The following is a 22,380-nucleotide window of genomic DNA, read 5'->3' on the forward strand; positions in this document are numbered from 1 at the left end:
ACTTCGAGCGGCTGGAGGCCGTCGGCTGGGAAGCGCGTAATTATGCATCAAATTAGGGTAAACATCTACTTGACTTGGCGGGCTACGTGATATCCGATAGTGTGGAATTTCACGTTTGGCATGCTAAGATATTCCATAATTCGAGATGGCATTTCATAATGTAAAACGGAGACAAAATGGATCCTCGCCAGTTACGTGAAGCAGCGCTTTACTATCACCGCCAGCCGAAGCCAGGGAAAATCGCGGTCACGCCGATCAAGCAGTTGACCAACCAGTACGACCTGTCGCTGGCCTATTCGCCGGGCGTAGCCTACGCCTGTGAAGAGATCGTCGCCGATCCGTCCGAAGCCAGCACGCTGACCTCGCGCGCCAATCTGGTCGGCGTCATTACCAACGGCACGGCCGTCCTCGGCCTCGGCCCCATCGGTCCGCTGGCCGCCAAGCCGGTCATGGAAGGCAAGGGCGTGCTGTTCAAGAAGTTCGCCAATATCGACGTTTTCGACCTTGAAATCGAGGAGCGCGACCCGGACAAGCTGATCGACACCATCGCCTCGCTCGAACCGACCTTCGGCGGTATCAACCTGGAAGACATCAAGGCGCCCGAGTGCTTCTATATCGAGAAGAAGCTACGCGAGCGCATGAAGATTCCCGTCTTCCACGACGACCAGCACGGCACCGCCATCGTCGTCGGCGCCGCCATCCTCAATGGCCTGCACCTGATCGGCAAGGACCTGTCCAAGGTCAAGATCGTCACCTCGGGTGCTGGCGCTGCTGCGCTCGCCTGTCTCGACCTGCTGGTCATGCTTGGTGCTCCGGTCGAAAACATCTGGGTCACCGACATCAAGGGCGTGGTCTATGAAGGTCGCGTCGAGGAAATGGATGAGATCAAGGCCCGCTACGCCAAGAAGACCGACGCCCGCACGTTGGGCGAAGTGATTGAGGGGGCCGACGTCTTCCTCGGTCTCTCCGCCGGTGGCGTCCTCAAGCAGGACATGGTCGCCAAGATGGCCCCGACCCCGGTGATCATGGCGCTGGCCAACCCGACGCCGGAAATTTCCCCTGAACTGGTCAAGGCCGTCCGCGATGACGCGATCATCTGCACCGGTCGTTCGGACTACCCAAACCAGGTCAACAACGTCCTCTGCTTCCCTTTCATCTTCCGTGGTGCGCTCGATGTTGGTGCGACGACCATCACCGAGGAAATGAAGATGGCGGCGGTCAAGGCGATCGCCGAACTGGCCCGCGCCGAGCAGTCGGAAGTCGTGGCGTCCGCCTATGGTGAGAAGATCTCCGGTTTCGGTCCGGAATATCTGATTCCCAAGCCCTTCGATCATCGCCTGATCGTCAAGATCGCCCCGGCTGTGGCCAAGGCCGGCATGGATTCCGGCGTCGCCACCCGTCCGATCACCGACTGGGATGCCTATATCCAGAGCCTGAACGAATTCGTCTACCACTCCGGCATGATCATGAAGCCGGTGTTCTCGCAGGCCAAGCTGGCGCCCAAGCGCATCGTCTTCGCAGAAGGCGAGGATGAGCGCGTGTTGCGTGCCGTGCAGGTGGTGCGTGATGAAGGCATCGCCTGGCCGGTGCTGATCGGTCGCCATGCCGAGATCAACCGCCGTATTGAGGAAGCCGGCCTGCGCATCCGCGAAGGCGAGGATTTCGAGGTGGTGCATTCCGAGAATTGCGCCTTCTTCGATGCGCATTACGAGGAATTCTGCACGACCTATCACCGCCTGATGGAGCGCAAGGGCGTTTCGCCCGAGTTCGCCCGTCGTGAAGTACGTCGCCGCAATACGCTGTACGGTTCGCTGATGGTTCATCTGGGTTACGCCGATGGGCTGATTTGCGGCACCTTCGGTCGCCACGAAACGCACCGCGAATATGTGCAGAGCGTGATTGGCATGCGGGCCAGCCACGATCGCTACTACGCAATGAACCTGTTGATGCTGCCGGAGCGCACGGTATTCATCGGCGACACCTACGTGAACTACGACCCGAGCGCCGATCAGTTGGCTGAGATGACGCTGCTGGCGGCCGAGGAAATCCGCAATTTCGGCATCACGCCCAAGGTGGCCCTGCTGTCGCATTCGACCTTCGGTACCGAGGATACGCCGACGTCGTTGAAGATGCGCGAGGTGCTGTCGCAACTCAATCAGCGCGCTCCGGAATTGGAAGTCGAGGGCGAAATGCACGGCGATGCGGCGCTCGACGAGCAGATTCGCCTGAAGGCCTTCCCGAACTCCCGCCTCAAGGGGCAGGCCAACCTGCTGGTGATGCCGACGCTCGATGCCGCCAACATCTCGTTCAACCTGCTCAAGGTGGCTGCCGGTGACAACCTGACTGTAGGCCCCATCCTGCTCGGCGCCGCAAAACCGGTGAACATATTGACGCCGACCGCCACAGTGCGTCGAATTGTAAATATGACGGCCCTGACTGTGGTTGATGCGGGGTAAGTTATTGCTTTAATTTGTTTTTGTATCTATTTATTTTTATTGAAAATTCTTCGTCTCCTGCTAAACTGGGGTAAAATTGCCGCAATTGGCAGGGGATGTTGAATGATGCGAAAATTGAAATCTGCCTTGCTGGTCGGCGCTGTCCTGGGGTTGTGCGTGCAAGCCCCCGTTCTTGCGGCGCAGACCAAGAAGGTCGAACAGGGCGCCCAGAAAAAGGCAGCCAAGAAAGCGCCTGTGGCGGCTGCTTCAACCGGCAAGTCCACCGGTAGGTCGCTGTCCAAATCAGCGGGCAAGGCCGCGCAAAGCCAGGCGGTTTCAGCCAACTCCTCGAAACGGCAGGCGGTTGCGGGGGCGGCAAAACCCTCGGGCAAGTCGGCTTCGCTCGCCTCCAAACCTCAGGCCAAGCCGGTTCGCCATGTTGCGATGTCCGAACTGGATGTCGATCCGCGTCGCCTGGCGTTGTATTCAGCTTCCGCGCTGGTGATTGATCAGACCAGCGGTCAACCGCTGATCGAAAAGCAGCCCGATGCCGTGGTTCCCATCGCGTCGATTTCCAAATTGATGACGGCCATGGTCGTGCTCGATGCCAAACTCGACCTGCAGGAGGTTATCTCCATCAGCGAAGAGGATGTCGATGGCCTGAAGGGAACGCGTTCGCGCCTACCGGTGGGAACCACGATGACCCGTGAAGCGGCCATGCTGCTGGCCTTGATGTCGTCGGAAAACCGCGCCGCCAATGCGCTGGGCCGCCACTATCCTGGCGGATTGCCTGCCTTCGTGCAGGCCATGAACAAGAAATCCCATGCCTTGGGCATGTACCACTCGCGCTTCGAGGAGCCGACTGGCCTGTCGAGCAATAATGTGTCGACAGCGCATGACTTGGCGCGCATGGTTGCCGCTGCTGCGCGCTATCCGGAAATTCGTCAGTATTCGACGACTGCCGAAGCCAAGGTCGAGCTGAATGGCCGCATTCGCGATTTCCACAATACCAATGCGCTGGTACGCAGCGACAACTGGGAGATTGGCGTTTCCAAGACCGGTTATATTTCCGAGGCTGGCCGCTGTCTGGTCATGCAGGCACGTGTCGCCGACAAACCGGTCGTCATCGTGCTGCTCGATTCGGTCGGCAAGATGACCCGCGTCGGTGACGCACAACGGATCAAGCGCTGGATGGAAAGCGCGTCGCTGGCGGCGGATCGCCGCAAGGCCTGATTGGCCTCTAGTTAGCAAAAAGGCCGCTTGCAAGCGGCCTTTTTCATGTCGGAGCGGCTACGAACTTACTTGCGCAAGCCGGTATAGCCGAGCGCCTGGGATACGGCGTCGGCCGTGGTCTTGACCTGCAGCGCCCAGTCCGGGTCGTGCCGGTCGGCTGGCGCAGACACCGAGAGTGCCGCAACGATGCTACCTTCGTCGTCGTGGATTGGCGCAGCGACGCACTTCAGGCCGAGTTCGGCTTCTTCGTCGTCGTAGGCGATGCCATGACGGCGGACCTTGTCGAGTTCTTTTTCCAGCGCGGCCAGCGAGGTCAGCGAGTGCGGCGTCTTGCCGGGCAGGCCGGTGCGCTTGGCATAGTCGCGAACCCGTTGGGGGCCGTCGGTGGCGAGGAAAAGCTTGCCCAGCGAAGTCAGGTGCAGCGGTGCCCGGCCGCCGACCAGATAGACCACGCGCACCAGGGCGCGGCCCGATGAGGTGCGTTCGAGATAGACGATTTCGTCGTCGTGGCGGGTGCCGAGATTGATCGCCTCGCCGATGCGTTCATGCAATTCCTGCATGTAAGGCAGGGCGACCTCACGGACGTTGATGCGCGACTTGACGATATTGCCCAGCTCGAGCAGGCGGATACCGAGGCGGTAAGAGCCGGTGTCTTGACGTTCGACAAAGCGGGCGGCAGTCATGGCTGCCAGAATGCGGTGCGCTGTCGACGGGTGGAGTTCGGTGGCGAGTGCCAAATGTTTCAGGCTGGCGGCATCGGGCGATGCGGCGAGCGCGTCGAGCAACGACATCATGCGCTCGATGACCTGGATGGATCCGGGGGCTTTGCCGGATCCGTTGGCTGCTTCGGACAACTGGATTCCTTTATTGGTGTGGTTTGAGTAGCATTAGCCACTTCACTTTTCTTGTGCGCCGCAATATTAGCATGCGCTTAGCTCTCTACGTCACCTGTCTGGTCGACCTCATGCGACCGTCGGTCGGATTCGCCTCGTTGCGCCTGCTTGAGGAAGCCGGCTGCGAAGTGATTGTTCCTGAAGGACAAACCTGCTGCGGCCAGCCGGCCTGGAGCGCGGGCGAGCGCGCCACTGCCGAAGGCTTGGCGAAGAAGGCCGTCGTCGAGCTGGAGACTTTCGACTATGTGGTCATCCCCTCTGGTTCGTGTGCCGACCAGTTGCGTAATGTTTATCCGCAACTCTTTGCCAATGATCCGGAGTGGGGGCCGCGCGCCCGGGCACTCGCCGGGCGGGCTTATGAACTGACCAGTTTTCTGGTCGATGTCCTCAAGGTGTCGGCCGTCCCCGGTGCTTTCGACGGCAGCGTGACCTATCACGATTCATGCAAGGGTTTGCGCGGTCTCGGTATCAAGCGGCAGCCGCGCGACTTGCTGCAGCGCGTGCCGGGCCTGGCGCTCAAGGAGATGGGCGATTGCGAGGAATGCTGCGGCTTCGGCGGTGCCTTTTCGGTGAAATTTGGTGATGTATCGACCCGGATTGTCGACCGCAAATGCGATGCGATTGCCGGCGCCGGGGCGGATGCCGTCGTCGGCGGCGATCTGGGCTGCCTGATGAATATCGAGGGCCGGCTGCGTCGGCGCGGCGACGAAACGACGCGCGTTTTGCACATCGCCGAGGTGCTGGCCGGGGGCGACGCGTGAGTGCTGCCGCAAAACATTCGCAGGCCATGCATTTCCAGGCACGGGCTGGCGAGAAGGTGCGTAATCCTGTCCTGCAGCGGGCCTTGCAGAAAGCCAAGCCCTTGTTTGTCGGCAAGCGGGCCAAGGGCATCGCGGCGCTGGCCGACGATGGCCTCGAATTCGAGAGCCTGCGCAGCGCTTGCGAGGGCATACGCAACCGGACGCTGGCCGATCTCGATGTCTGGCTCGATATTTTCGAGGAACGGGCCACAGCGAGCGGCGCCGAGGTGCTGTGGGCGCGCGATGGCGAGGAGGTCGGTCGGCTGGTCGTCGATATTGCCCGCCGTCACGGTGTGACCAAGGCCACCAAGTCGAAGTCCATGCTCTCTGAAGAGGCGCACCTTAACGAGGCGCTGTCCGCTGCCGGCATCCGGCCGGTGGAGACCGATCTTGGCGAGTACATCGTCCAGCTGGCTGGCGAAACGCCGTCACACATCATCGCGCCGGCGGTGCACAAGACGATCGAAGAGGTCGAGGCCCTGTTTGCGGCCGAGCATGGCCGTCCCATCGAAACGCGCACCTCGGCCGACATCCCGGACATGACCCGCGAGGCGCGCGCAGTGCTGCGCCAGCACTTTTTGACGGCGGAAATGGGCATTTCCGGCGCCAATTTCCTGATTGCCGAAACCGGGACGGCGGCGCTGGTCACCAACGAGGGCAACGGCCGTATGGTGACGACCCTGCCCAAGGTGCATGTGGTGGTCACCGGTATCGAGAAGGTGATTCCGACGCTGGAGGATTTCGCGACGCTGATGCGCCTGCTGCCGCGCTCGGCGACCGGCCAGAGCATTTCCAACTACGTGTCGCTACTGACCGGAACGAAGCGGGAAGGCGACCGGGACGGCCCGGAAAAGACGGTATTCATCCTGGTCGACAATGGCCGCGCCAATCTGCTCGGCTCGGCCTATCAGGACATGCTGCGCTGCATCCGCTGCGGCGCCTGCATGAATCATTGCCCGGTGTATTTTTCGCTCGGCGGCCACGCCTACGGCTGGGTCTACCCCGGCCCGATGGGCTCGGTGCTGACGCCGCTCTACACGGGAATCGAGAACGCCCTCGACCTGCCGCACGCCTCCACCGGCTGCAACCAGTGCGGTAGCGTTTGCCCGGTGCGCATTCCGCTACCCAAACTGATGCACCGACTGCGCGAGGAACAGGTCGAGCGCGGTTTGCGCCCTTGGTCCGAGCGCCTGGCGCTCAAGGCCTGGGCGTGGGTGGCCGCCCGCCCCGCGCTCTACGGCTGGGTGATGCGCCGTGCGGTGCGTTACCTGAACTGGTTGGCCGGCGATGATGGCCGTATCCGTATCTTCGGCCTGGCGCCTGGGTGGACCGCCGGGCGCGATCTGCCGGTCGCCTCCGGCCGAACATTCAACGAACTCTACAAAGCAAGAAAGCGAGCTTGAGCATGGAATTTGCCCCCGACGGCCCGATGGCCATCCCCATGTGGGTTAACGGTCACGCCTTTTTGACCGTCACCCCGGCGTTTTTTACCGTCACCAACCCGGCGACCGGTGAAGCGCTGCGGCGTGTGCCATTATGCGGTGGCGAGGAGGCCGCTGAGGCCGTGAAAGCCGCGCAGGCTGCGCAACCGGAGTGGGCGATGATGGGCATGCCGGCCCGCCGCGTCTGCCTGGAGCGGCTCGCCCAAGGGCTCGATCGCTATGCCGGTCATTTCGCCAAGTTGCTGATCCAGGAGTGCGGCTTCGACGAAGCACGGGCGACGGCCGAAGTCGGCGAGGCGGTCGCTGCACTGCGCGGGGCCACGGTCGGGCAGACCGGCGTGCTCGGCATCGTGCTTGATGCCAGCCGCCCGCTGGCCGGCTTTGCCGAAGTCATGGCGCCTGCCCTGATGGCGGGTGCCACGCTGGTCGTCAAGCCGAGTCCCAAGGCGCCGTCGGCGGTGTTTGCCCTGTGCGAACTGACCGCTCGCGAGGAGTGGCCGGCTGGCGTGGTGAACCTGTTGCAAGGGGACTCCGCCGCCGTCGAGGGCTTGTGTGCCAGCGCCGTTGATCGCCTGCTCTATTGCGGCAATGCCACGCTCGGGGCGCAAGTAGGCGCGATGGCCGAGGCCGTCGGCAAAGCCTTCGAGATGAAGGCGGCCTGAGCGTGCGCATCGTCCAGCTCGAAGGCGATTTCGTCATTCCCGGCATGCGTCGTCCGGGCTTTGCCCACGACTGGGTCGAGTACGGCAAGACGCGCCCCGAGGAGGTCGTCGTGCGCCTGCTGGGGGCGGATGTGGCCCTCATCAACAAGGTGGTGCTCGACGCCGCGACGATCGGGCGCTTGCCCGATCTGAAGATGATCGCCGTCGCGGCGACCGGCACGAATTGCGTCGACCTGGAGGCGTGCAAGGCGCGCGGTATCGTCGTCTCGAATATCCGGGGCTATGCGGTGCATACCGTGCCCGAGCATGTCATGTCGCTGCTGCTCGCACTCTCCCGCAATCTCGTCGCCTGGCGCGAGACCCTGATTGCCGGAGGGTGGCAACAATCCGGCCAGTGGTGCCTGTTTGACCACCCGATCCGCGACCTGCATGGGGCGACCTTGGGTTTGATCGGCAGCGGCACGCTCGGCCATGGCGTCGCCCGCCTGGCCGAGGCTTTCGGGATGCGCGTCCTGCTCGCCGAGCGCAAGGGGGCTGCCAGCGTTCGCGCCGGCTATACGGCCTTCGAAGAAGTGCTGGCGCAGGCCGATGCGATCAGCCTGCATTGCCCGCTGACGCCCGAGACGCGGGGGCTGATCGGTGAGGCCGAGCTGCGGGCCATGCGCCCTTCGGCGCTGCTCATCAATACGGCGCGTGGTGGCATTGTCGATGAAGCGGCACTGGCGCGTGCGCTGCGGGAAGGATGGATAGGCGGCGCCGGGTTCGACGTGCTCACCGCCGAGCCGCCGGCCGACGATCATCCCTTGGTCGATCCGGCGCTGCTGGCCTTGCCCAACTTCCTGCTGACGCCGCATGTGGCATGGTCCAGCCGACCGGCCATGCAGGCGCTGGCCGATCAGCTCATCGACAATATCGAAGCCTTCGCGGCGGGATCACCGAGGAACCGGGTGGCATGACGGCCAGGGACGAAATTCTCGGGCGTGTCCGCAAGGGCGTCGGCAAGGGCGACTTTGCCCAGCGCAAGATCGACGCGCAAGCCTGGCTGACGGCGCGAACGCGAGGGCCGCAGCCCGCTCTGGCGGGCGACTTGCTCGAACGTTTCCGGAACAAGGCGGAAAGCCTGTCCAGCACCGTCGAGGCGGTTGCCGATCGTGGCGCGGTGCCGGCTGCCGTGGCGCGCTACCTCGCCGCGCAGAATCTGGGTACGGAGGTCGTCATGACCCCGGATGTTGCTGCCCTGAACTGGATCGCTCACGGCGTACGGGGCACGGCACGTGCGGCGGCAGATGCCGACCGGGTTGGCGTAACTGCCTGCTTTTGCGCGGTGGCCGAAACGGGGACGCTGATGCTGCTCTCCGCGCCGGACTCTCCGGCCACGGTCAGCCTGCTGCCGGAAACCCACATTGCGCTGGTCGACGCGTCTCGCGTCGTTGCCACGATGGAAGACGCCTTTGCCCTGCTGCGGGCCGAGCGGGGCGAGATCCCGCGGGCCATCAACTTCGTTTCCGGCCCGTCGCGGACCGGCGACATCGAACAAACCATCGTCCTCGGCGCCCACGGGCCTTGCCGCGTACATCTGATCCTGATCGGAACCTCGTCATGACCATCCGTTTTGCCGTACGCGGCGAATTTATCCAGCTCGACCAACTGCTCAAAGCCACCGGCCTGTGCGAATCCGGTGGCGCCGCTCACGCGGCCATTGCTGAAGGGCGAGTCAAGGTCGACGGAACGGTCGATACGCGCAAGCGGGCGAAGCTGCGGCCGGGGCAGGCGGTTCAGTTCGCCGGCGAAGCGGTGGAACTCGTTGCCGAGTAGGCGCTAGTCCAGCCAGCACACCGGCGAGGCGAGCTCGGGGTGCTTGCCCGAGCGGCCGGCGTAATGCTTGGCCAGCGTGGCGATATCGGCGACCGGATCGCCGCTCAGGGTAATGTAGGCGAGTATGCCGGCTTCGCGCCGTGCGTAGTCGACAAAACCGAGGGCGACGGGAACCTGGGAGGCCAGTGCGATCCGGTAGAAGCCGCTTTTCCAGCCGTCCGTCCGGCGGCGGGTGCCTTCCGGGGCCATGATCAGCGCGCAATGCACATCGCCGGCAAAGCGTTCGGTCATCTGCTCGACAAAGCCGGTGCGCTGCCGCCGATTGACGGGAATGCCGCCCAGCTTCTTCAAAATGCCGCCCAGGGGCCAGCGAAACAGGCTGTCCTTGGCCGCCCAGTTGGCGCGTAACCCGAGGCACAGGCCGGTGAGCAGGGCATACAGCGCATCCCAGTTGGAGGTGTGGGGGTAGGCCAGGATCAGCATCCTGCTCGGACGTTCCATCGGCTCGATCAGGCGCCAGCCGAGCGCTCCGAGGAGCAGGCGTGCAAGTGCTTGCAGCATGGGGAGGGCTTCAGCGGCGTGCCTTGCCGAGTATTTCGGCGGCGATTTCATGGGCCTCGGCGGATGGCGCCGGGGCGGATTCCTTTGCGCCGAAGTAGCTGATCCATTCAGCTTCCGTCATGTCGGTTTCCTCGACGGACGGAATGCGTCGTTCGGGCGTTCGCCGACGTTCCTTCCAGCCGCTGGGCGGCCCGCAATCGTCGTCGCGACGGTCGCTCGTCGCGCGTGCCTTTTGTTCCTTTTCCATGCCCCAATTCCCCTCTGCCCCGTCTTTGCAGGTGCTATTGTAGGAGGCCTTCCATGTCTTTTTCCGTGTTCCTTTTAACGGTCGTCAGCACATCTTGACCACGATGTCGTGCAGGGTATTGGCACAGTTGGCCATGCGATCGGCGGCGTTGGAAAGATGCCGGTAGATTTCGCGGCGCTTGAACATGTGGATGTAGTCGTCGCCGACGAACAGTTCGGAGATGGCGCGGCGGTAGTTCTTTTCCACCCTGCGTTCGGCCTTGCGCGCAGTGTCGGCATCGGCTGCAGCGGCCTGGGGGGCCTTCGCCAATCGGGAGTAGCCCTGGACCAGCGCGTCGGTGCCCAGCTTGATGTGCATGGCCATTTCCAGGCAGTGCTTGTCGGGGGCGAGGCCGAGAACCTCCATCTCGCTGACCGTGCTCTTGCAGTAATTGACGATTTCGTCGAGATCGACGATCGCGCGGTAGATGTCCTCGCGGTCGATCGGCGTCGAGAAGGCCTCATTCAGCGTGTGCAGGTTGCGTATCTTGATGCGATCGGCGTCGTGCTCATCCTGGCGAATGCTCTGGCCGACGGCGGGGTCCCCTGTTTCCATGAATTCGACCAGGCGCCCGGCGGTCTGGGCGACGTTTTGGCATTGCTCGGCGAGCAGGCTGAAAAAATCGGGCATTTTCGGAAAGACCCGTTCGAACAGGCGGCTGACGATCGATTGTCGTTTTTCATCGCTCATGGCGTGCCTCCGAGAAAGAGATGAACCAGCGCGTAGGCCTGAATGGCGACAATGGCCGCGCCGGGAATGGTGATCAGCCAGGTGGTGGCGATGTCCTTTGCCTTGGCCCAGCGCACGGCACGTGGGCGTTCCGAGGCGCCTATCCCCATGATCGAGGTGGCGACGACATGGGTGGTCGATACCGGTGCCCCGACAGCCGAGGCGGCCATGATGACGGCTGCCGAGGTCAGTTGCGAACCGAGGGCGTGGATGGGGCGCACGCGATAAATGGCGAAGCCCAGTGTACGGACGATGCGCCAGCCGCCGGAGAGGATGCCGAGGGTAATCGCCGAGGCGCAGGCGAGCATGACCCAGAAGGGGACTTCGAACGACGGGATGAAGCCGCCGAGCACGAGGACCAGGGTCAGGATGCCCATGCTCTTCTGGGCGTCGTTGGCGCCATGCGAGAAGGCCAGGCCGGCCGCGGTGACGAACTGCAGGCCGCGCAGGCGGGCGTTGGCGGCCGGGTTGGCGGCCATGAGCAGGGCGTGGAGCAGGCGGTGGATGAGGAAACCGACCCAGAAGCCGATCAGCGGCGACAGGATCAGGGCGGCGAGTACCTTGACGATGCCGGTCAGGTGTCCGGCGGCCAGTTCGCCAAAGCCCCAGAGGACATGGTCGGCACCCACCGAAACGACGATGGCGCCGATCAGCCCGCCGACCAGCGCGTGCGACGACGACGACGGGATGCCGAAGTACCAGGTGGCGAGATTCCAGGTGATGGCGCCGATCAGCCCGCACAGCAGGATGGAAAGGGAGAGGATGGGGAGAACGCCGTCAAGGACGACGAACTTGCCGATGGTGTTGGCGACGGCGGTGCCGCCCAGCAAGGGGCCGAGAAATTCGAAGACGCCGACGATGATTACCGCCTGGGCCGGCGTCATCGCACGCGATGCGATGACCGTGGCGACGATGTTGGCGGCGTCGTGGAAGCCGTTGGTGTAGTCGAACACCAACACGACGACGACAGTGACGACAGCGAGCAGGAAGATCGTGTCCATGCGCATCGATCCCGGTGAGGGCGTTGTCTCCGGTTATTTTTTTCAGTATATCGCCGAAGAAGGCGTTGTGCTGTGGCGTTTGCGCCAGGCATGGTTGCGCTCTCGCGAGACGAAAAAAGGGCGGGAGATCGCCTCCCGCCCAAGCGGAGTCTGCCTCGGTGCTACTGGGGCAGGAGGAAAGCAGCTTTTTCCCGGACCTTGATGTCGGGGTTGTCGACGGCGACGATATCGAAGTGAATGGGGTTGGAGCCGACCTTGCCGGCATCGGGCGGCACGCGGACGATGGTGTTATGTGAGGTCAGCCCGGCCGCTGCGGCGTCGACCTCCGGATTTCCGGCAATCTCGGCGCCGGGCAGGCCGTCTACGCTGATGCGGTAGCGGTGGGGGCGCTCCTCGGTGTTCATGATCTGCAGCATGTAGACGTTTTCGATGCGGCCGTCGTCGGCTTCGCGGGCCAGTATCGAACGGTCGCGGATGATGTCCACCTTGAGCGGAATCCGGTTCGCCAGGAACCAGGCGCAGGCGCCGAGAATGATCGCCAGGATGGCCGAGTACAGCAGGATGCGCGGGCGAACGATATGGGCCAGGATGGCCTTGCGGTCGAGGTGCTGCGACATCGCGTTTTCGGTCGAGTAACGCACCAGGCCGCGCGGCTGGCCGGTTTTGTCCATCACCTGGTCGCAGACGTCGATGCAGGCGGCGCAGCCGATGCACTCGTACTGCAGGCCGTTGCGGATGTCGATGCCGGTCGGGCAGACCTGGACGCATAGGCCGCAGTCCACGCAGTCCCCCAGCCCCGCAGCCTTGGCGTCGACACCCTTCTTGCGCGCCCCGCGCGTTTCGCCGCGTTCCGGGTCGTAGGTGATGATCAGCGTATCCGGGTCGAACATCACGCTCTGGAAGCGGGCGTAGGGGCACATGTACTTGCAGACCTGTTCGCGCATGAAGCCGGCCATCAGGTAGGTGAAGCCGCCGTAGAAGAAGATCCAGAAGGTTTCCCACGGGCCGAGGTTGCCGGTCCGCACGTTGTTGATCAGTTCGCTGACTGGCGTGAAATAGCCGACCAGCGTGAAGCCCGTCCACAGAGAGAGCAGCAGCCAAAGCGCGTGCTTGATCCCCCGGATTCTCAGCTTGCGCGCGTCGAGCGGGGCCTTGTCGAGTTTGATGCGGGCGTTGCGGTCGCCTTCGATCCAGTTTTCGATCCACATGAAAAGTTCGGTGTAGACCGTTTGCGGGCAGGCGTAGCCGCAGAACAGGCGTCCGGCGATGGCGGTGACGAGAAACAGGGCGTAGGCCGAAACGATCAGCAGGGCGGCGAGGTAGATCACGTCCTGCGGCCAGAAAACGACGCCGAAGATATAGAACTTGCGCTCGACCAGGTGCAGCAGGATGGCCTGTCGTCCGTTCCATTCCAGCCACAGGCCGCCGTAGAAGATGGCCTGGGTGAGGAGGACGAGGGCGATCCGCCAGTTGTCGAAATAGCCTCGGATGCCCTTGGCGAATATCTTCTTGCGCTTTTCGTAAAAGGAGACTTTGACAACGTTCTCCGGTTGCGTGGTGGCTTCGGGCTGGCTCATCGGTCCTCGTTTGGCGTGGGGCTGGTTATGAATCGGGGTGGAAACCGGGATGGGCGATATCGGAGCCAACTGGCCGCATCAAGCTTGCCTGCGGGGCGAACTAAGGGGGATATGCCGCCAGTTGGATTTTCGATGCCGCCCATGGTTGTCCTTGCGCGTGCTGAGGAGCGCGTCGGGTGCAGCCTTTCGCCGGTTTCCGCCGGGCTTCTTATCAAGATGCATGCCTGTCGCCATTGGCTTTGCTAAGTTCCATTAAATCAATGCCCTGTCGTTGCTCGAGAGCGTGGTACTTGTGTTGGCAGGGTGGCTTGTGACAATAATGTCATCGTTGGCTGACATTGGTGACAAAATTGACATGACTGATCCTGTGCTGAGTGAACTCATTTCCTTTCTCGACGGCCTGCCGGAGCCACGTATCGTGATGGGTACCGATTACCGGATCGTTGCTGCAAACGCGGCGTACATGCGCGAATTCGGTGTGGGCAAGGCGTTGCCCGGTCGCTTTTGCTACGAGGTATCGCACCATTTCGACGTCCCTTGCGATCAAGCCGGGGAGTCCTGTCCGCTCCGGCTGAGTATGGAGAGCGGGGGGGCGCAGCGCGTCCTGCACCTGCATCACACGCCGCGCGGCGAGGAGCATGTCGCCGTCGAAACGACGCCGATCCGCGATGCTCTGGGGCGTATCGTCTATTTTGTCGAGACCATGCGGGTCGTGCGCCAGGCCAGCAGCCGGGCAGCCGCGCAGGGACTCGTCGGGCGCTCGCCGGCTTTTGTCGGGATGCTCGAAAAAATCCTGCGAGTCGCCAATTCGAATGCGGCAGTCCTGTTGCTTGGCGAAACGGGGACCGGCAAGGAACTGGTGGCGCGCGCCATTCACGAAGCCAGTGTGCGCGAGGATGGACCGTTCGTGGCGGTCGATTGCGCCGGCATGACGGAAACGCTGTTCGAGAGCGAGTTGTTTGGTTACGAGAAGGGCGCATTCACGGGGGCGATGACGCGCAAGCAGGGGTTGGTCGAGGCCGCGTCCGGAGGCACCTTGTTTCTCGACGAGATCGGCGAATTGCCGCTGGCGCTCCAGGTCAAGTTGCTGCGTTTGCTGGAAACCGGGACGTATCGCCGGGTCGGTGGAGTGGACTGGTTGCCCGTGGATTTCCGGCTGGTGACGGCCACGCATCGCGATTTGCACGCCATGGTGCAGGCCGAGAGCTTTCGCCGCGACCTGTATTTCCGGATCAACACCTTTCCGATTCGCACGCCGGCGTTGCACGAGCGTAGCGACGACATCCCGCTGCTTGCCGAATCGCTGCTCGAGCGCGTCGATAGACGCGCCGGCCGGCGTATCTCGGCGGAAGCCCTGGCTTGGCTGTCGGGGCGACGGTTTTCGGGCAATATCCGCGAACTGCGAAATTTGATCGAGCGGGCCAGCTTGCTTGCCGATGGCGACGTGATCGATCGTTCGCATCTGACTGAACTGGCTGACGAGCAGCCCACCCAGGCCGTTTCGGCAGAAGGTGATTTCGTGGTCGACGAAGTGCTTCCCCTTGCGGAACTGGAGCGTCGTTATCTCGCTTGGCTCAAGTCGCGGCCGGAGCATGGCACGGCCGGCCTGGCCGAACGTTTGGGGATCAGTCAGCGGACGCTATACCGGAAAGTTCGAGCGCTGCGCTTAGGCTGATGGCCTGTTCATTAAGCCGGGTTGCGTGGGGAAAGGCTTTTCCCCTGTTCTTGGTTGCCTGTCCGGCATTTCGCATAAGTACGTTATTTGTCCCCTGGGTGCCGGGAGGGGGGTAGATAATGTGAAAAAATTTGATTTTCACACTTAAATTAAAATTCATTTGTCATTGAAATAAGTGTTTTTATTCAGTTTGTTGCGTTTTTGTTAAGGCTTGTTCAAAGGTTGGTTTTGTGTTGTTTTTTGGGTGATTGTGGGTTTTTTGTTTTTTTTTGCCGATGCTTGGTATTAGTGTTATCTAGGTCGCGGCCATGGGGGAGAGGGGGCGATAACCCGAATTTGTCTCTTCTGGTGCGACTTTTTGCCGGCGCTCAAGGTGCCGAAGACTCAAAATCTTGGCTGGTGTGTGATTTATTTCTCGGTTGGTTTTACGAATTCTTACAATCACATAGGATGTGCTACCTATAATTGTGGGCATTAAGGCCGAGTGGTGATCGTTTCAAGCTTGTTTTTACCTTGGTCGATTGCGCCATGCTCGGCTTCAAGCTTCAACTTTCTGGTTGCCTCCCATGAACAATAAAGCCATTGCCGTCCTCTGCACGCTTTCTGCCATACCGGCGATTGCTCAGGTTTCCTCTTCCTCCGTACCTGTTCAGGCGACGCTGAAGGATGTCGCGCAGCGTGCCGTCATCAACAGCCCGGAAGTTACTTCCAAGTGGCACAACTATCGGGCTGCCGAAGAGGAAATCGGCGTGGCCCGTGGCGGTTATTTTCCGCGTATTGATCTGACGGCCGGCAGCGGGCGGGAAAGCCTACGTACGCCGTCGGCGGCCGAGCGAGACTACAACCGCACTGGCTATGTGCTCAGTCTGAACCAGATGCTGTTCGACGGTTTTGCGACACGCAGCGAGGTGCGTCGACTCGACAAGGCCAGGCTGGTTCGCTATTACGAGTTGCTCGACGCATCGGAAAACGTGGCGCTCGAAGCGTCTCGCACCTACCTTGACGTTCTCCGCTACCGGCATCTCGTCGATCTTGCCAAGGACAACTATGTCCAGCACAAGGCAACTCATGAACAGATTCAACGTCGTGTGCAGAGCGGCGTTGGGCGTCGCGTTGACTTTGAGCAGGCGGGTAGCCGTCTGGCGCTGGCCGAAATCAATCTGGTGACCGAAAACGCCAATTTGCACGATGTGTCGGCGCGCTACCAGCGCCTCGTTGGTGCCCAGCCGAGCGGTACGATCATTGCGCCGACGCAGGTGAACGGTGCCTTCCCGGGGCAGGCGAAAGCCGCGCTCGACACCTTGCTGCGCAACAACCCGGCCTTGCTGGCGGCCAGCGAAAACATCGAAGCCAGTCAGTATGAAATCGATGCGCGTCGTGCTGCCTATTCGCCCAAGCTCGATTTCCGGGCGCGCACCGACCAGACTCGCAATTATCTCGGCGATATCGGTCAGCGTGACTACAACGTGGCCGAACTGGTGGTCAGCTGGAACCTGTTCAATGGCGGTTCTGATCGCGCCCGCGAAAAGCAGACCATCGAAAAGAAAAATCTGGCTTTCGACATGCGTGAGAAGGCTTGTCGCGATACCCGCCAGACCCTGTTGATTGCCTACAACGATGTTCTGCGCCTGAAGGAGCAATCGGCCCACCATGCCCGCCAGGTGTCGATGCTCGAAAAAACACGCGATGCCTATCGCGACCAGTTCAATGTCGGCCAGCGTACCCTGCTGGACCTTCTCGATACCGAAAACGAACTGTTGTCGGCGCGTCGTTCCGCTGTCAACGCCGATAGTGATCTGACCTTGGCTTATTTGCGGACTTATGCCGGCATGGGGACGCTGCTGCAGTACCTGGGGCTGCAACGTCTCGACGCCAGGACGCCGGAAGCCGGGGAGCTGGCTGACGTCGACCCTGCGCAGCTCTGTCCGACTGATCCGATCGCGCTGGATATCACCGATCGCGAGGCGCTCGATGCCCGGGCTGCCGCGATGAATGCGGTGCGTCCGCCGGTCGCTCCTGCGCCCCTTCCTGCGGTGACTGCCGGCCCTGATGTCGAGGTTGAAGGTCGGGTCAGATCCTGGGCTGCGGCTTGGTCGGCACGTGATTACTCGGCTTATTCGAGCTTCTACGCACCGAGCTTCACGCCGGATGGCGGGTTGTCCCGTGAAGATTGGGCGCAACTCCGTCGTAGCCGTATTTCAACGCGTGCCGATATCAGCGTCGAGATTCAGGATCTGAAGATCCGCATGGATGGCAACGATCGTGCCTTCGCCGAGTTCCGTCAGGTCTACAGTTCGAATGCTTTCCGCGATACGACGCAGAAGTCGCTGGAGATGATCCGTGTCGGTGGCAAGTGGCTGATCAACCGCGAAAGCTCGGTGCCTTGCGTTGGCAATACGGTCGGCGGCTGCAAACCTGTGCGCTGATGCGCGATGAGGCTGCCGGCTTTCGGCCGGTGGTCATAAGACAACAAAGGCCATGCATTTCTGCATGGCCTTTTGCATTTCCGGCGAAGCTTGTTAAGCCAGCGTCGGATTCAGGGTGTAGGTACCGGTCAGGCTGGCTTCAGCAAGGATGTGTCCCCGCATGGCGGCGCGCACTTCCGGGCCGCCGAACCGGCCATCGACGGGGAGTTTTTCCACGTCCAGGGCGTAGACGGTAAAGACGTAGCGATGAACGATTTCATCGTTCCATGGCGGGCACGGGCCGTCGTAACCGTAGTAGTCGCCGCGCATGTCGTTGTCGCCGGCAAACCAGTCGGTATAGTTGTTGATTCCCTGGCGGGCGCCATGGGCGGCGAGGGGGCCCGGTTTGCCGCGCGGGATGACCTTGTTGCTGAACTCGCCTTCCTTTAAGGAGGTGAGCGAGGCGGGAAGATCGACCAGAACCCAGTGGAAGAAATCAACGCGTGGCAACGCGGCCGGAACGGTGCGCCCTTCCTGGTTGACGTCGTCTCCCTGGCTCGGCACGTCGGGATCGTGACAGATCACTGCGTACGACCGGGTGCCGGTGGGCGGCTCGCTCCAGGCCAGTTGCGGGTTGGCGTTGCGGCCGAGGCAGACATGGTGCGCGGGGTCGGGCGTACAGAAGGCGAAGTCGCCGGGGATTTTCTGGCCATCTGCAAAACTGGTGCTGCTCAGTTTCATCGGTGTAGTCTCCTGTTTAGGCGGCTGTGCGTCTTTTGAAGTCGCGAAGCCGGAAGCCGAGAAGCCATAGTGTAGCGAAATAAGCGCCGCAGCCAAGCGGCACCAGCCAGGCGAGACGGAGGCCTCTGGTTGCAAAGGAGGCATCCAGCCAGCCGGTCTCGGTGCCCATGGCGAACCAGAGTACGGTAGCCATGACGGCCAGCGCTCCTGTCAGCTTGAGCAGAAATCCCATCCAGCCCGGCTGGGGGTGGTAGATATCGAGTCGGCGCAGGCCGCGATAGAGCATGCCGGCGTTGAGGCAGGCGGCCAGCCCGATTGAGAGGGCTAGCCCGGCGTGGCCGATCCAGCCGATGAAGGCAATATTCATGATCTGTGTGGCGGTGAGCGAGATCAGCGCAATGCGTACCGGGGTTTTGACGTTTTGCTGGGCGTAGAAGCCCGGTGCCAGGACCTTCACGAGAATCAGGCCGGTCAGGCCGACGGTATAGGCAACCAGGGCTTCGCGGGTGCGGAAGACGTCCTCGGGGGAAAAGGCGCCATGGAAGAACAGCGTCGCGATCAGCGGCACAGCGAGGATGGCCAGCCCGACGGCGGCCGGAGCGGCTAGCAACAAGGTTAGGCGCAGCCCCCAGTCGAGCAGGCGGGAGTATTCGACATGGTTTGCGCTGGCGTGGTAACGAGACAGCGAGGGGAGCAGGATTGTACCGAGCGCAGCGCCCAGCATGCCGGAAGGGAACTCCATTAGGCGGTCGGCATAATAGAGCCAGGAGACGCTACCGGTTTTCAGGAACGAGGCAAAGATCGTATTGATCAGTAGGCTGACTTGGGAGACCGAAACGCCGATCAGGGCTGGTCCCATTAGTGTGGCAATGCGGCGTACGCCGGGGTCGGCCCATGCGGCGCGCCAATTCAGCGTTGGTCGCGGCAGCATGGCGATCTTGCGCAGAGCCGGAATCTGGATCGCCAGTTGCAATAGGCCGCCGATGAAGACGGCCCAGGCCAGCGCCAAGACGGGCGGGTCGAAATAAGGGGCCGCGAACAGCGCCATGGCAATGAACGAAAGGTTCAGCAGCACGGGGGTGAAGGCAGGCAGGGCGAATCGGCTCCAGCTGTTGAGTAGCCCGCCGGCCAGCGCCACCAGCGACATGAAGAATATGTAGGGAAAGCAGATGCGAGTCAGCGTGACGGTCAGTTCGAACTTGCCGGCGTCGGAGCTGAAGCCAGGAGCGGAGAGCCAGACCAGTAGCGGAGCGGTGGCAATGCCGAGGGCAGTGATGGCGAACAGCAGCATCGATAGCAGGCTGGCGACGTGATCGACCAGTGTGCGAGTGTCGTCAATGCTGCGCTTGTTTTTGTACTCTCCCAGGATGGGGACAAAGGCCTGTGAGAAAGCCCCTTCGGCGAACATGCGGCGAAGGAGGTTTGGTAACTTGAAGGCGACAAAAAACGCGTCGGTGGCCAGCCCGGCGCCGAAGGCGCGCGCGATGACGAAGTCGCGAACAAAGCCGAGAATTCTCGACAACAAGGTCATTCCGCTGACCGTGGCCAGCGCGCGAAGCAGATTCATGGGTTGGTGACGTTGCCTGAACGTGGGCGAAAAAGCTATAATTCTACGCTCTGCTTTTTCGGAAGCGGCGAAAGCCTGATATTCCGAGGCTTTTGGTAAGCGTGCCGTTGTAGCTCAGTTGGTAGAGCAACTGATTCGTAATCAGTAGGTCGAGTGTTCGATTCACTTCAACGGCACCAGTAATTCCATGCACTTGGGCTAACTCCGCGCGGAGTTGGCCTTTTTGCGTTCATCCGTGTGGTTCAGCCGTTTCCGGTTTGTCTCACCGGGGCTCCTGCCCCTATTGAGATACCCGGTGGCGCCATGCAACAAACGAAGTAAAGGATTGGCGATGACTACTCCCAAGGTTCTTGATCATTTGAAAAAGCACGGGCAGTTGCTCGACCTCGAAATCGCAAATGCGATCAAGATTCCCCTTGAGGAAGTGCGCGTGGCGCTTTCCGAGCTTTCCGCGCAACAGGAAATCTCGATGTGCAGCGTGACCAGCTTCAAGAACGGCAAGCCTGTTGAGGCGATTCAGTGCCGTATTTTTGGCTACTTCCCCAAGCCCGCTCCGGGGCGCAAGCCGGCCAGCAAGCCGGCCGAATAAACTCCGCTATTGAGAGTGCCCCTTCCATGTGCTGGGAGGGGTTAGGCGTAGCTAGCCGTGTCGCTGTTGATTTCGACGCGGTTTCGTCCGCCGCGCTTTGCGGCGTATAGCCCGGCGTCGGCAAAGCGCAGGAGTTGCTGCGGGGCCTTGTCAGCGCGTGGATGAGTGCTGGCGACCCCGAAGCTGCAAGACAGCTGGCCGCCAATTCCGCGTTCGTGCGGGATGCAGAGCTCGCGGGCCGATTGCCGCATGCGCTCGGCCACCGCATAGGCGCCATCGGCATCCGTTCCGGGCAGGATGGCGACAAACTCCTCGCCGCCGTAACGGGCGACGCTGTCTTCCACCCGGAAAAGCGATTCACTCAGCGTGCTGGCGACTGCCTTGAGGCATGCGTCGCCGGCTTGATGTCCGTAGATGTCGTTGAACTGCTTGAAGAAGTCGACGTCGCTGAGGATGATGCTGAGCGGTGTTTCCGTACGCAGGCAGCGCTTCCATTCGGCAGCCAGCGTGTCGTCGAAGTAGCGCCGGTTGGGAATCCCGGTCAGGCTGTCCAGGGTTGCGATGTCCTTGAGTTGGCGATGGACGTCGCAAATCTCGCGTTGGCGTGCCGCGATACGCAGCATGGCGCGCACCTTGGCGAGCAGTACGACTTCCGAGACGGGCTTGCAAATGAAATCGTCGCCACCGGCCAGAATCCCTTGCGCGAGAAGATTTTCGTCGTTTACGGACGACAGAAATACGATCGGCGTCCAAGGGGCATAGGCTGCGCTACCGCCAGCCTGTTCCCAATTGCGGATGGCGCGTGTCAGCGATATTCCGTCGATGCCTTTCTGTGCGCTGTCGAGCAGGACCATGCTCGGCCTGGCCTCGCGAACGATCTGGAGTGCCTGCTCGGCCTCTCCTGCGGCGATGACCTTGATGTCCGGCAGTTGGTTCAGGCACTCGCAAATCTGGGCGCGATCCGCCAGCGATGGGTCGATGACCAGTACGACGGCGTGGTGGCTGCGGACGGTGGGACGATCAGGCATGGTCGGAAAGCGGACTGCAGGTGATCACTTGTCAATCATAGCATCGGACCCGGTGCGGGGATTTTTCTTTCGTTGATCCCGGAGTAATATGTTGTCTTTACCATACGGTACCGTCTGGGATAACGGCCGGTAACACAGAGGAGAGCGGCAAATGCAGATCAAGGACAAGGTTTTTCTGGTCACAGGTGGCGGTTCGGGGCTGGGCGCGGCGACAGCGGTGGCGTTGATTGAGGCTGGAGCCAAAGTGGTTCTGGCCGACCTTAATCGCGAGGCCGGCCAAAAGCTGGCGGGTGAGCTTGGCGCCAATGCCATGTTCGTCGAGACCGATGTGGCCAGCGAGGCTTCCGCGGTTAGCGCGGTGAATGCCGCCGTCACAAAATTCGGTGCCCTGCATGGCCTGGTGAACTGCGCTGGCGTGGCTCCGGCTGAAAAGGTCGTTGGCAAGGAAGGTCCGCACAAGTTGGAGAGCTTCGCGCGCACCATCAACATCAATTTGGTGGGTACCTTCAACATGCTCCGCCTTGCCGCCGAAGCGATGCTCAGGAACGAGCCGGATGCTGGCGCTGAGCGTGGGGTGATCATCAATACGGCATCTGTCGCGGCATTCGAGGGGCAGCTTGGACAGGCTGCCTATGCGGCTTCCAAGGGCGGCATCGTGGCATTGACCCTGCCGGTGGCGCGAGAGTTAGCGCGCAGCGGCATTCGCTGCCTGACCATTGCTCCGGGGATCATGGAGACACCGATGCTGCTCGGCATGCCGGCCGAGGTGCAGGATGCGCTGAACAAGATGGTTCCGTTCCCAACACGCATGGGAAAGCCGGCGGAGTACGCTGCACTGGTCAAGCATATTGCGGAGAATGCTTATCTCAATGGAGAGGTCATTCGCCTGGATGGCGCCATCCGGATGGGCGCCAAATAATCTATACTGCGGCTCCGCCCTT

At 61.8% G+C, this 22,380-nt stretch carries 21 protein-coding genes and 1 tRNA gene; 13 read left to right on the forward strand and 9 right to left on the reverse strand.

The window, feature by feature from the left end; translation table 11 throughout:
* The first annotated feature begins 176 nt into the window (after positions 1-176).
* Together AB6Q56_RS00635 and pbpG are read left to right on the forward strand one after the other, a co-directional pair.
* The gene (locus tag AB6Q56_RS00635; RefSeq protein ID WP_434515286.1) at positions 177-2,456 is read left to right on the forward strand and encodes an NADP-dependent malic enzyme; all 2,280 of its coding nucleotides are present in this window, start codon (positions 177-179) and stop codon (positions 2,454-2,456) included.
* A 102-nt stretch (positions 2,457-2,558) separates the two neighbouring features.
* Complete coding sequence (gene pbpG, locus AB6Q56_RS00640; protein WP_434515287.1) at positions 2,559-3,668, forward strand: D-alanyl-D-alanine endopeptidase; 1,110 nt, start codon at positions 2,559-2,561, stop codon at positions 3,666-3,668.
* A 65-nt stretch (positions 3,669-3,733) separates the two neighbouring features.
* Here pbpG and AB6Q56_RS00645 read toward each other — a convergent pair whose 3' ends face one another.
* Positions 3,734-4,462 carry an IclR family transcriptional regulator gene (locus tag AB6Q56_RS00645; protein ID WP_434517105.1) on the reverse strand — a complete coding sequence of 243 codons (729 nt, stop codon included), beginning with the start codon at positions 4,460-4,462 and terminating at the stop codon, positions 3,734-3,736.
* A gap of 131 nt (positions 4,463-4,593) precedes the next feature.
* Between AB6Q56_RS00645 and AB6Q56_RS00650 the strand changes: the two genes are divergently transcribed.
* Genes AB6Q56_RS00650 through AB6Q56_RS00675 form a run of 6 tightly spaced genes read left to right on the forward strand, consistent with a single transcriptional unit; the run spans position 4,594 to position 9,280 of the window.
* Positions 4,594-5,322 carry a (Fe-S)-binding protein gene (locus AB6Q56_RS00650; RefSeq protein WP_434515288.1) on the forward strand — a complete coding sequence of 243 codons (729 nt, stop codon included), beginning with the start codon at positions 4,594-4,596 and terminating at the stop codon, positions 5,320-5,322.
* Positions 5,319-6,764 (forward strand): lactate utilization protein B, encoded by a 1,446-nt coding sequence (locus AB6Q56_RS00655; protein ID WP_434515289.1) that lies wholly within the window; start codon positions 5,319-5,321, stop codon positions 6,762-6,764. The genes AB6Q56_RS00650 and AB6Q56_RS00655 overlap by 4 nt, the downstream gene beginning before the upstream one ends.
* Positions 6,765-6,766: 2 nt before the next feature.
* A complete protein-coding gene (locus AB6Q56_RS00660; RefSeq protein WP_434515290.1) occupies positions 6,767-7,465 on the forward strand; it encodes an aldehyde dehydrogenase family protein in 699 nt (232 codons plus the stop codon).
* Positions 7,466-7,509: 44 nt separating this feature from the next.
* A complete protein-coding gene (locus AB6Q56_RS00665; RefSeq protein ID WP_434517106.1) occupies positions 7,510-8,421 on the forward strand; it encodes a D-2-hydroxyacid dehydrogenase in 912 nt (303 codons plus the stop codon).
* On the forward strand, positions 8,418-9,068 hold the full coding sequence (locus tag AB6Q56_RS00670; protein WP_434515291.1) for a LutC/YkgG family protein: 651 nt from the start codon (positions 8,418-8,420) through the stop codon (positions 9,066-9,068). The genes AB6Q56_RS00665 and AB6Q56_RS00670 overlap by 4 nt, the downstream gene beginning before the upstream one ends.
* Positions 9,065-9,280, forward strand: a complete 216-nt coding sequence (locus AB6Q56_RS00675) for an RNA-binding S4 domain-containing protein (RefSeq protein WP_434515292.1) — start codon at positions 9,065-9,067, stop codon at positions 9,278-9,280. The genes AB6Q56_RS00670 and AB6Q56_RS00675 overlap by 4 nt, the downstream gene beginning before the upstream one ends.
* Before the next feature lie 3 nt (positions 9,281-9,283).
* Here the strand turns inward: AB6Q56_RS00675 and AB6Q56_RS00680 are convergent, their stop codons facing one another.
* From AB6Q56_RS00680 to ccoG, 5 genes are all read right to left on the reverse strand, one after another.
* Entirely contained in the window at positions 9,284-9,841 is a 558-nt protein-coding gene (locus tag AB6Q56_RS00680) for a 1-acyl-sn-glycerol-3-phosphate acyltransferase (RefSeq protein ID WP_434515293.1), read from the reverse strand.
* A 10-nt stretch (positions 9,842-9,851) separates the two neighbouring features.
* Positions 9,852-10,088, reverse strand: coding sequence for a hypothetical protein (locus AB6Q56_RS00685; RefSeq protein ID WP_434515294.1), 237 nt, complete (start codon positions 10,086-10,088; stop codon positions 9,852-9,854).
* Positions 10,089-10,172: 84 nt separating this feature from the next.
* Positions 10,173-10,817 carry a DUF47 domain-containing protein gene (locus AB6Q56_RS00690; RefSeq protein ID WP_434515295.1) on the reverse strand — a complete coding sequence of 215 codons (645 nt, stop codon included), beginning with the start codon at positions 10,815-10,817 and terminating at the stop codon, positions 10,173-10,175.
* Positions 10,814-11,857, reverse strand: coding sequence for an inorganic phosphate transporter (locus AB6Q56_RS00695; RefSeq protein ID WP_434515296.1), 1,044 nt, complete (start codon positions 11,855-11,857; stop codon positions 10,814-10,816). The genes AB6Q56_RS00690 and AB6Q56_RS00695 overlap by 4 nt, the downstream gene beginning before the upstream one ends.
* 161 nt (positions 11,858-12,018) lie before the next feature.
* Positions 12,019-13,434: a cytochrome c oxidase accessory protein CcoG gene (gene ccoG / locus AB6Q56_RS00700; RefSeq protein WP_434515297.1), complete on the reverse strand. Its 1,416-nt coding sequence runs from the start codon at positions 13,432-13,434 to the stop codon at positions 12,019-12,021.
* A 355-nt stretch (positions 13,435-13,789) separates the two neighbouring features.
* Here ccoG and AB6Q56_RS00705 point away from each other — a divergent pair, with 355 nt between their 5' ends.
* Together AB6Q56_RS00705 and AB6Q56_RS00710 are read left to right on the forward strand one after the other, a co-directional pair.
* Positions 13,790-15,109 carry a sigma-54 interaction domain-containing protein gene (locus tag AB6Q56_RS00705; protein ID WP_434515298.1) on the forward strand — a complete coding sequence of 440 codons (1,320 nt, stop codon included), beginning with the start codon at positions 13,790-13,792 and terminating at the stop codon, positions 15,107-15,109.
* A gap of 566 nt (positions 15,110-15,675) precedes the next feature.
* Complete coding sequence (locus tag AB6Q56_RS00710; protein ID WP_434515299.1) at positions 15,676-17,535, forward strand: TolC family outer membrane protein; 1,860 nt, start codon at positions 15,676-15,678, stop codon at positions 17,533-17,535.
* Positions 17,536-17,628: 93 nt separating this feature from the next.
* Here AB6Q56_RS00710 and AB6Q56_RS00715 read toward each other — a convergent pair whose 3' ends face one another.
* Entirely contained in the window at positions 17,629-18,255 is a 627-nt protein-coding gene (locus AB6Q56_RS00715) for a YbhB/YbcL family Raf kinase inhibitor-like protein (protein WP_434515300.1), read from the reverse strand.
* A 16-nt stretch (positions 18,256-18,271) separates the two neighbouring features.
* Positions 18,272-19,822: a murein biosynthesis integral membrane protein MurJ gene (murJ, locus tag AB6Q56_RS00720; RefSeq protein WP_434515301.1), complete on the reverse strand. Its 1,551-nt coding sequence runs from the start codon at positions 19,820-19,822 to the stop codon at positions 18,272-18,274.
* Positions 19,823-19,925: 103 nt separating this feature from the next.
* On the opposite strand from murJ, the gene AB6Q56_RS00725 reads away from it, so the two are divergent.
* Positions 19,926-20,001, forward strand: a tRNA-Thr gene (locus AB6Q56_RS00725).
* 152 nt (positions 20,002-20,153) lie between these two features.
* A complete protein-coding gene (locus AB6Q56_RS00730; protein WP_295008375.1) occupies positions 20,154-20,411 on the forward strand; it encodes a transcriptional regulator in 258 nt (85 codons plus the stop codon).
* Between the two features lie 41 nt (positions 20,412-20,452).
* On the opposite strand, the gene AB6Q56_RS00735 is transcribed toward AB6Q56_RS00730, so the two are convergent.
* Complete coding sequence (locus tag AB6Q56_RS00735) at positions 20,453-21,439, reverse strand: GGDEF domain-containing response regulator (protein ID WP_434515302.1); 987 nt, start codon at positions 21,437-21,439, stop codon at positions 20,453-20,455.
* A gap of 151 nt (positions 21,440-21,590) precedes the next feature.
* Between AB6Q56_RS00735 and AB6Q56_RS00740 the strand changes: the two genes are divergently transcribed.
* Positions 21,591-22,358 carry a 3-hydroxyacyl-CoA dehydrogenase gene (locus AB6Q56_RS00740; protein ID WP_434515303.1) on the forward strand — a complete coding sequence of 256 codons (768 nt, stop codon included), beginning with the start codon at positions 21,591-21,593 and terminating at the stop codon, positions 22,356-22,358.
* Positions 22,359-22,380 lie beyond the last annotated feature (22 nt).

Origin of the sequence: Dechloromonas sp. ARDL1, from assembly GCF_051122455.1 — a bacterium.
Taxonomy (GTDB): Bacteria; Pseudomonadota; Gammaproteobacteria; order Burkholderiales; family Rhodocyclaceae; genus Azonexus.

Coding starts and splice junctions, on each gene's coding strand:
- AB6Q56_RS00635 (WP_434515286.1), top strand. CDS start 177: ATGGATCCTCGCCAGTTACGTGAAGCAGCGCTTTACTATCACCGCCAG.
- pbpG (WP_434515287.1), top strand. CDS start 2,559: ATGATGCGAAAATTGAAATCTGCCTTGCTGGTCGGCGCTGTCCTGGGG.
- AB6Q56_RS00645 (WP_434517105.1), bottom strand. CDS start 4,462: ATGATGTCGTTGCTCGACGCGCTCGCCGCATCGCCCGATGCCGCCAGC.
- AB6Q56_RS00650 (WP_434515288.1), top strand. CDS start 4,594: ATGCGCTTAGCTCTCTACGTCACCTGTCTGGTCGACCTCATGCGACCG.
- AB6Q56_RS00660 (WP_434515290.1), top strand. CDS start 6,767: ATGGAATTTGCCCCCGACGGCCCGATGGCCATCCCCATGTGGGTTAAC.
- AB6Q56_RS00665 (WP_434517106.1), top strand. CDS start 7,510: ATGCGTCGTCCGGGCTTTGCCCACGACTGGGTCGAGTACGGCAAGACG.
- AB6Q56_RS00670 (WP_434515291.1), top strand. CDS start 8,418: ATGACGGCCAGGGACGAAATTCTCGGGCGTGTCCGCAAGGGCGTCGGC.
- AB6Q56_RS00675 (WP_434515292.1), top strand. CDS start 9,065: ATGACCATCCGTTTTGCCGTACGCGGCGAATTTATCCAGCTCGACCAA.
- AB6Q56_RS00680 (WP_434515293.1), bottom strand. CDS start 9,841: ATGCTGCAAGCACTTGCACGCCTGCTCCTCGGAGCGCTCGGCTGGCGC.
- AB6Q56_RS00685 (WP_434515294.1), bottom strand. CDS start 10,088: ATGGAAAAGGAACAAAAGGCACGCGCGACGAGCGACCGTCGCGACGAC.
- AB6Q56_RS00690 (WP_434515295.1), bottom strand. CDS start 10,817: ATGAGCGATGAAAAACGACAATCGATCGTCAGCCGCCTGTTCGAACGG.
- AB6Q56_RS00695 (WP_434515296.1), bottom strand. CDS start 11,857: ATGGACACGATCTTCCTGCTCGCTGTCGTCACTGTCGTCGTCGTGTTG.
- ccoG (WP_434515297.1), bottom strand. CDS start 13,434: ATGAGCCAGCCCGAAGCCACCACGCAACCGGAGAACGTTGTCAAAGTC.
- AB6Q56_RS00705 (WP_434515298.1), top strand. CDS start 13,790: ATGACTGATCCTGTGCTGAGTGAACTCATTTCCTTTCTCGACGGCCTG.
- AB6Q56_RS00710 (WP_434515299.1), top strand. CDS start 15,676: ATGAACAATAAAGCCATTGCCGTCCTCTGCACGCTTTCTGCCATACCG.
- AB6Q56_RS00715 (WP_434515300.1), bottom strand. CDS start 18,255: ATGAAACTGAGCAGCACCAGTTTTGCAGATGGCCAGAAAATCCCCGGC.
- murJ (WP_434515301.1), bottom strand. CDS start 19,822: ATGAATCTGCTTCGCGCGCTGGCCACGGTCAGCGGAATGACCTTGTTG.
- AB6Q56_RS00730 (WP_295008375.1), top strand. CDS start 20,154: ATGACTACTCCCAAGGTTCTTGATCATTTGAAAAAGCACGGGCAGTTG.
- AB6Q56_RS00735 (WP_434515302.1), bottom strand. CDS start 21,439: ATGCCTGATCGTCCCACCGTCCGCAGCCACCACGCCGTCGTACTGGTC.
- AB6Q56_RS00740 (WP_434515303.1), top strand. CDS start 21,591: ATGCAGATCAAGGACAAGGTTTTTCTGGTCACAGGTGGCGGTTCGGGG.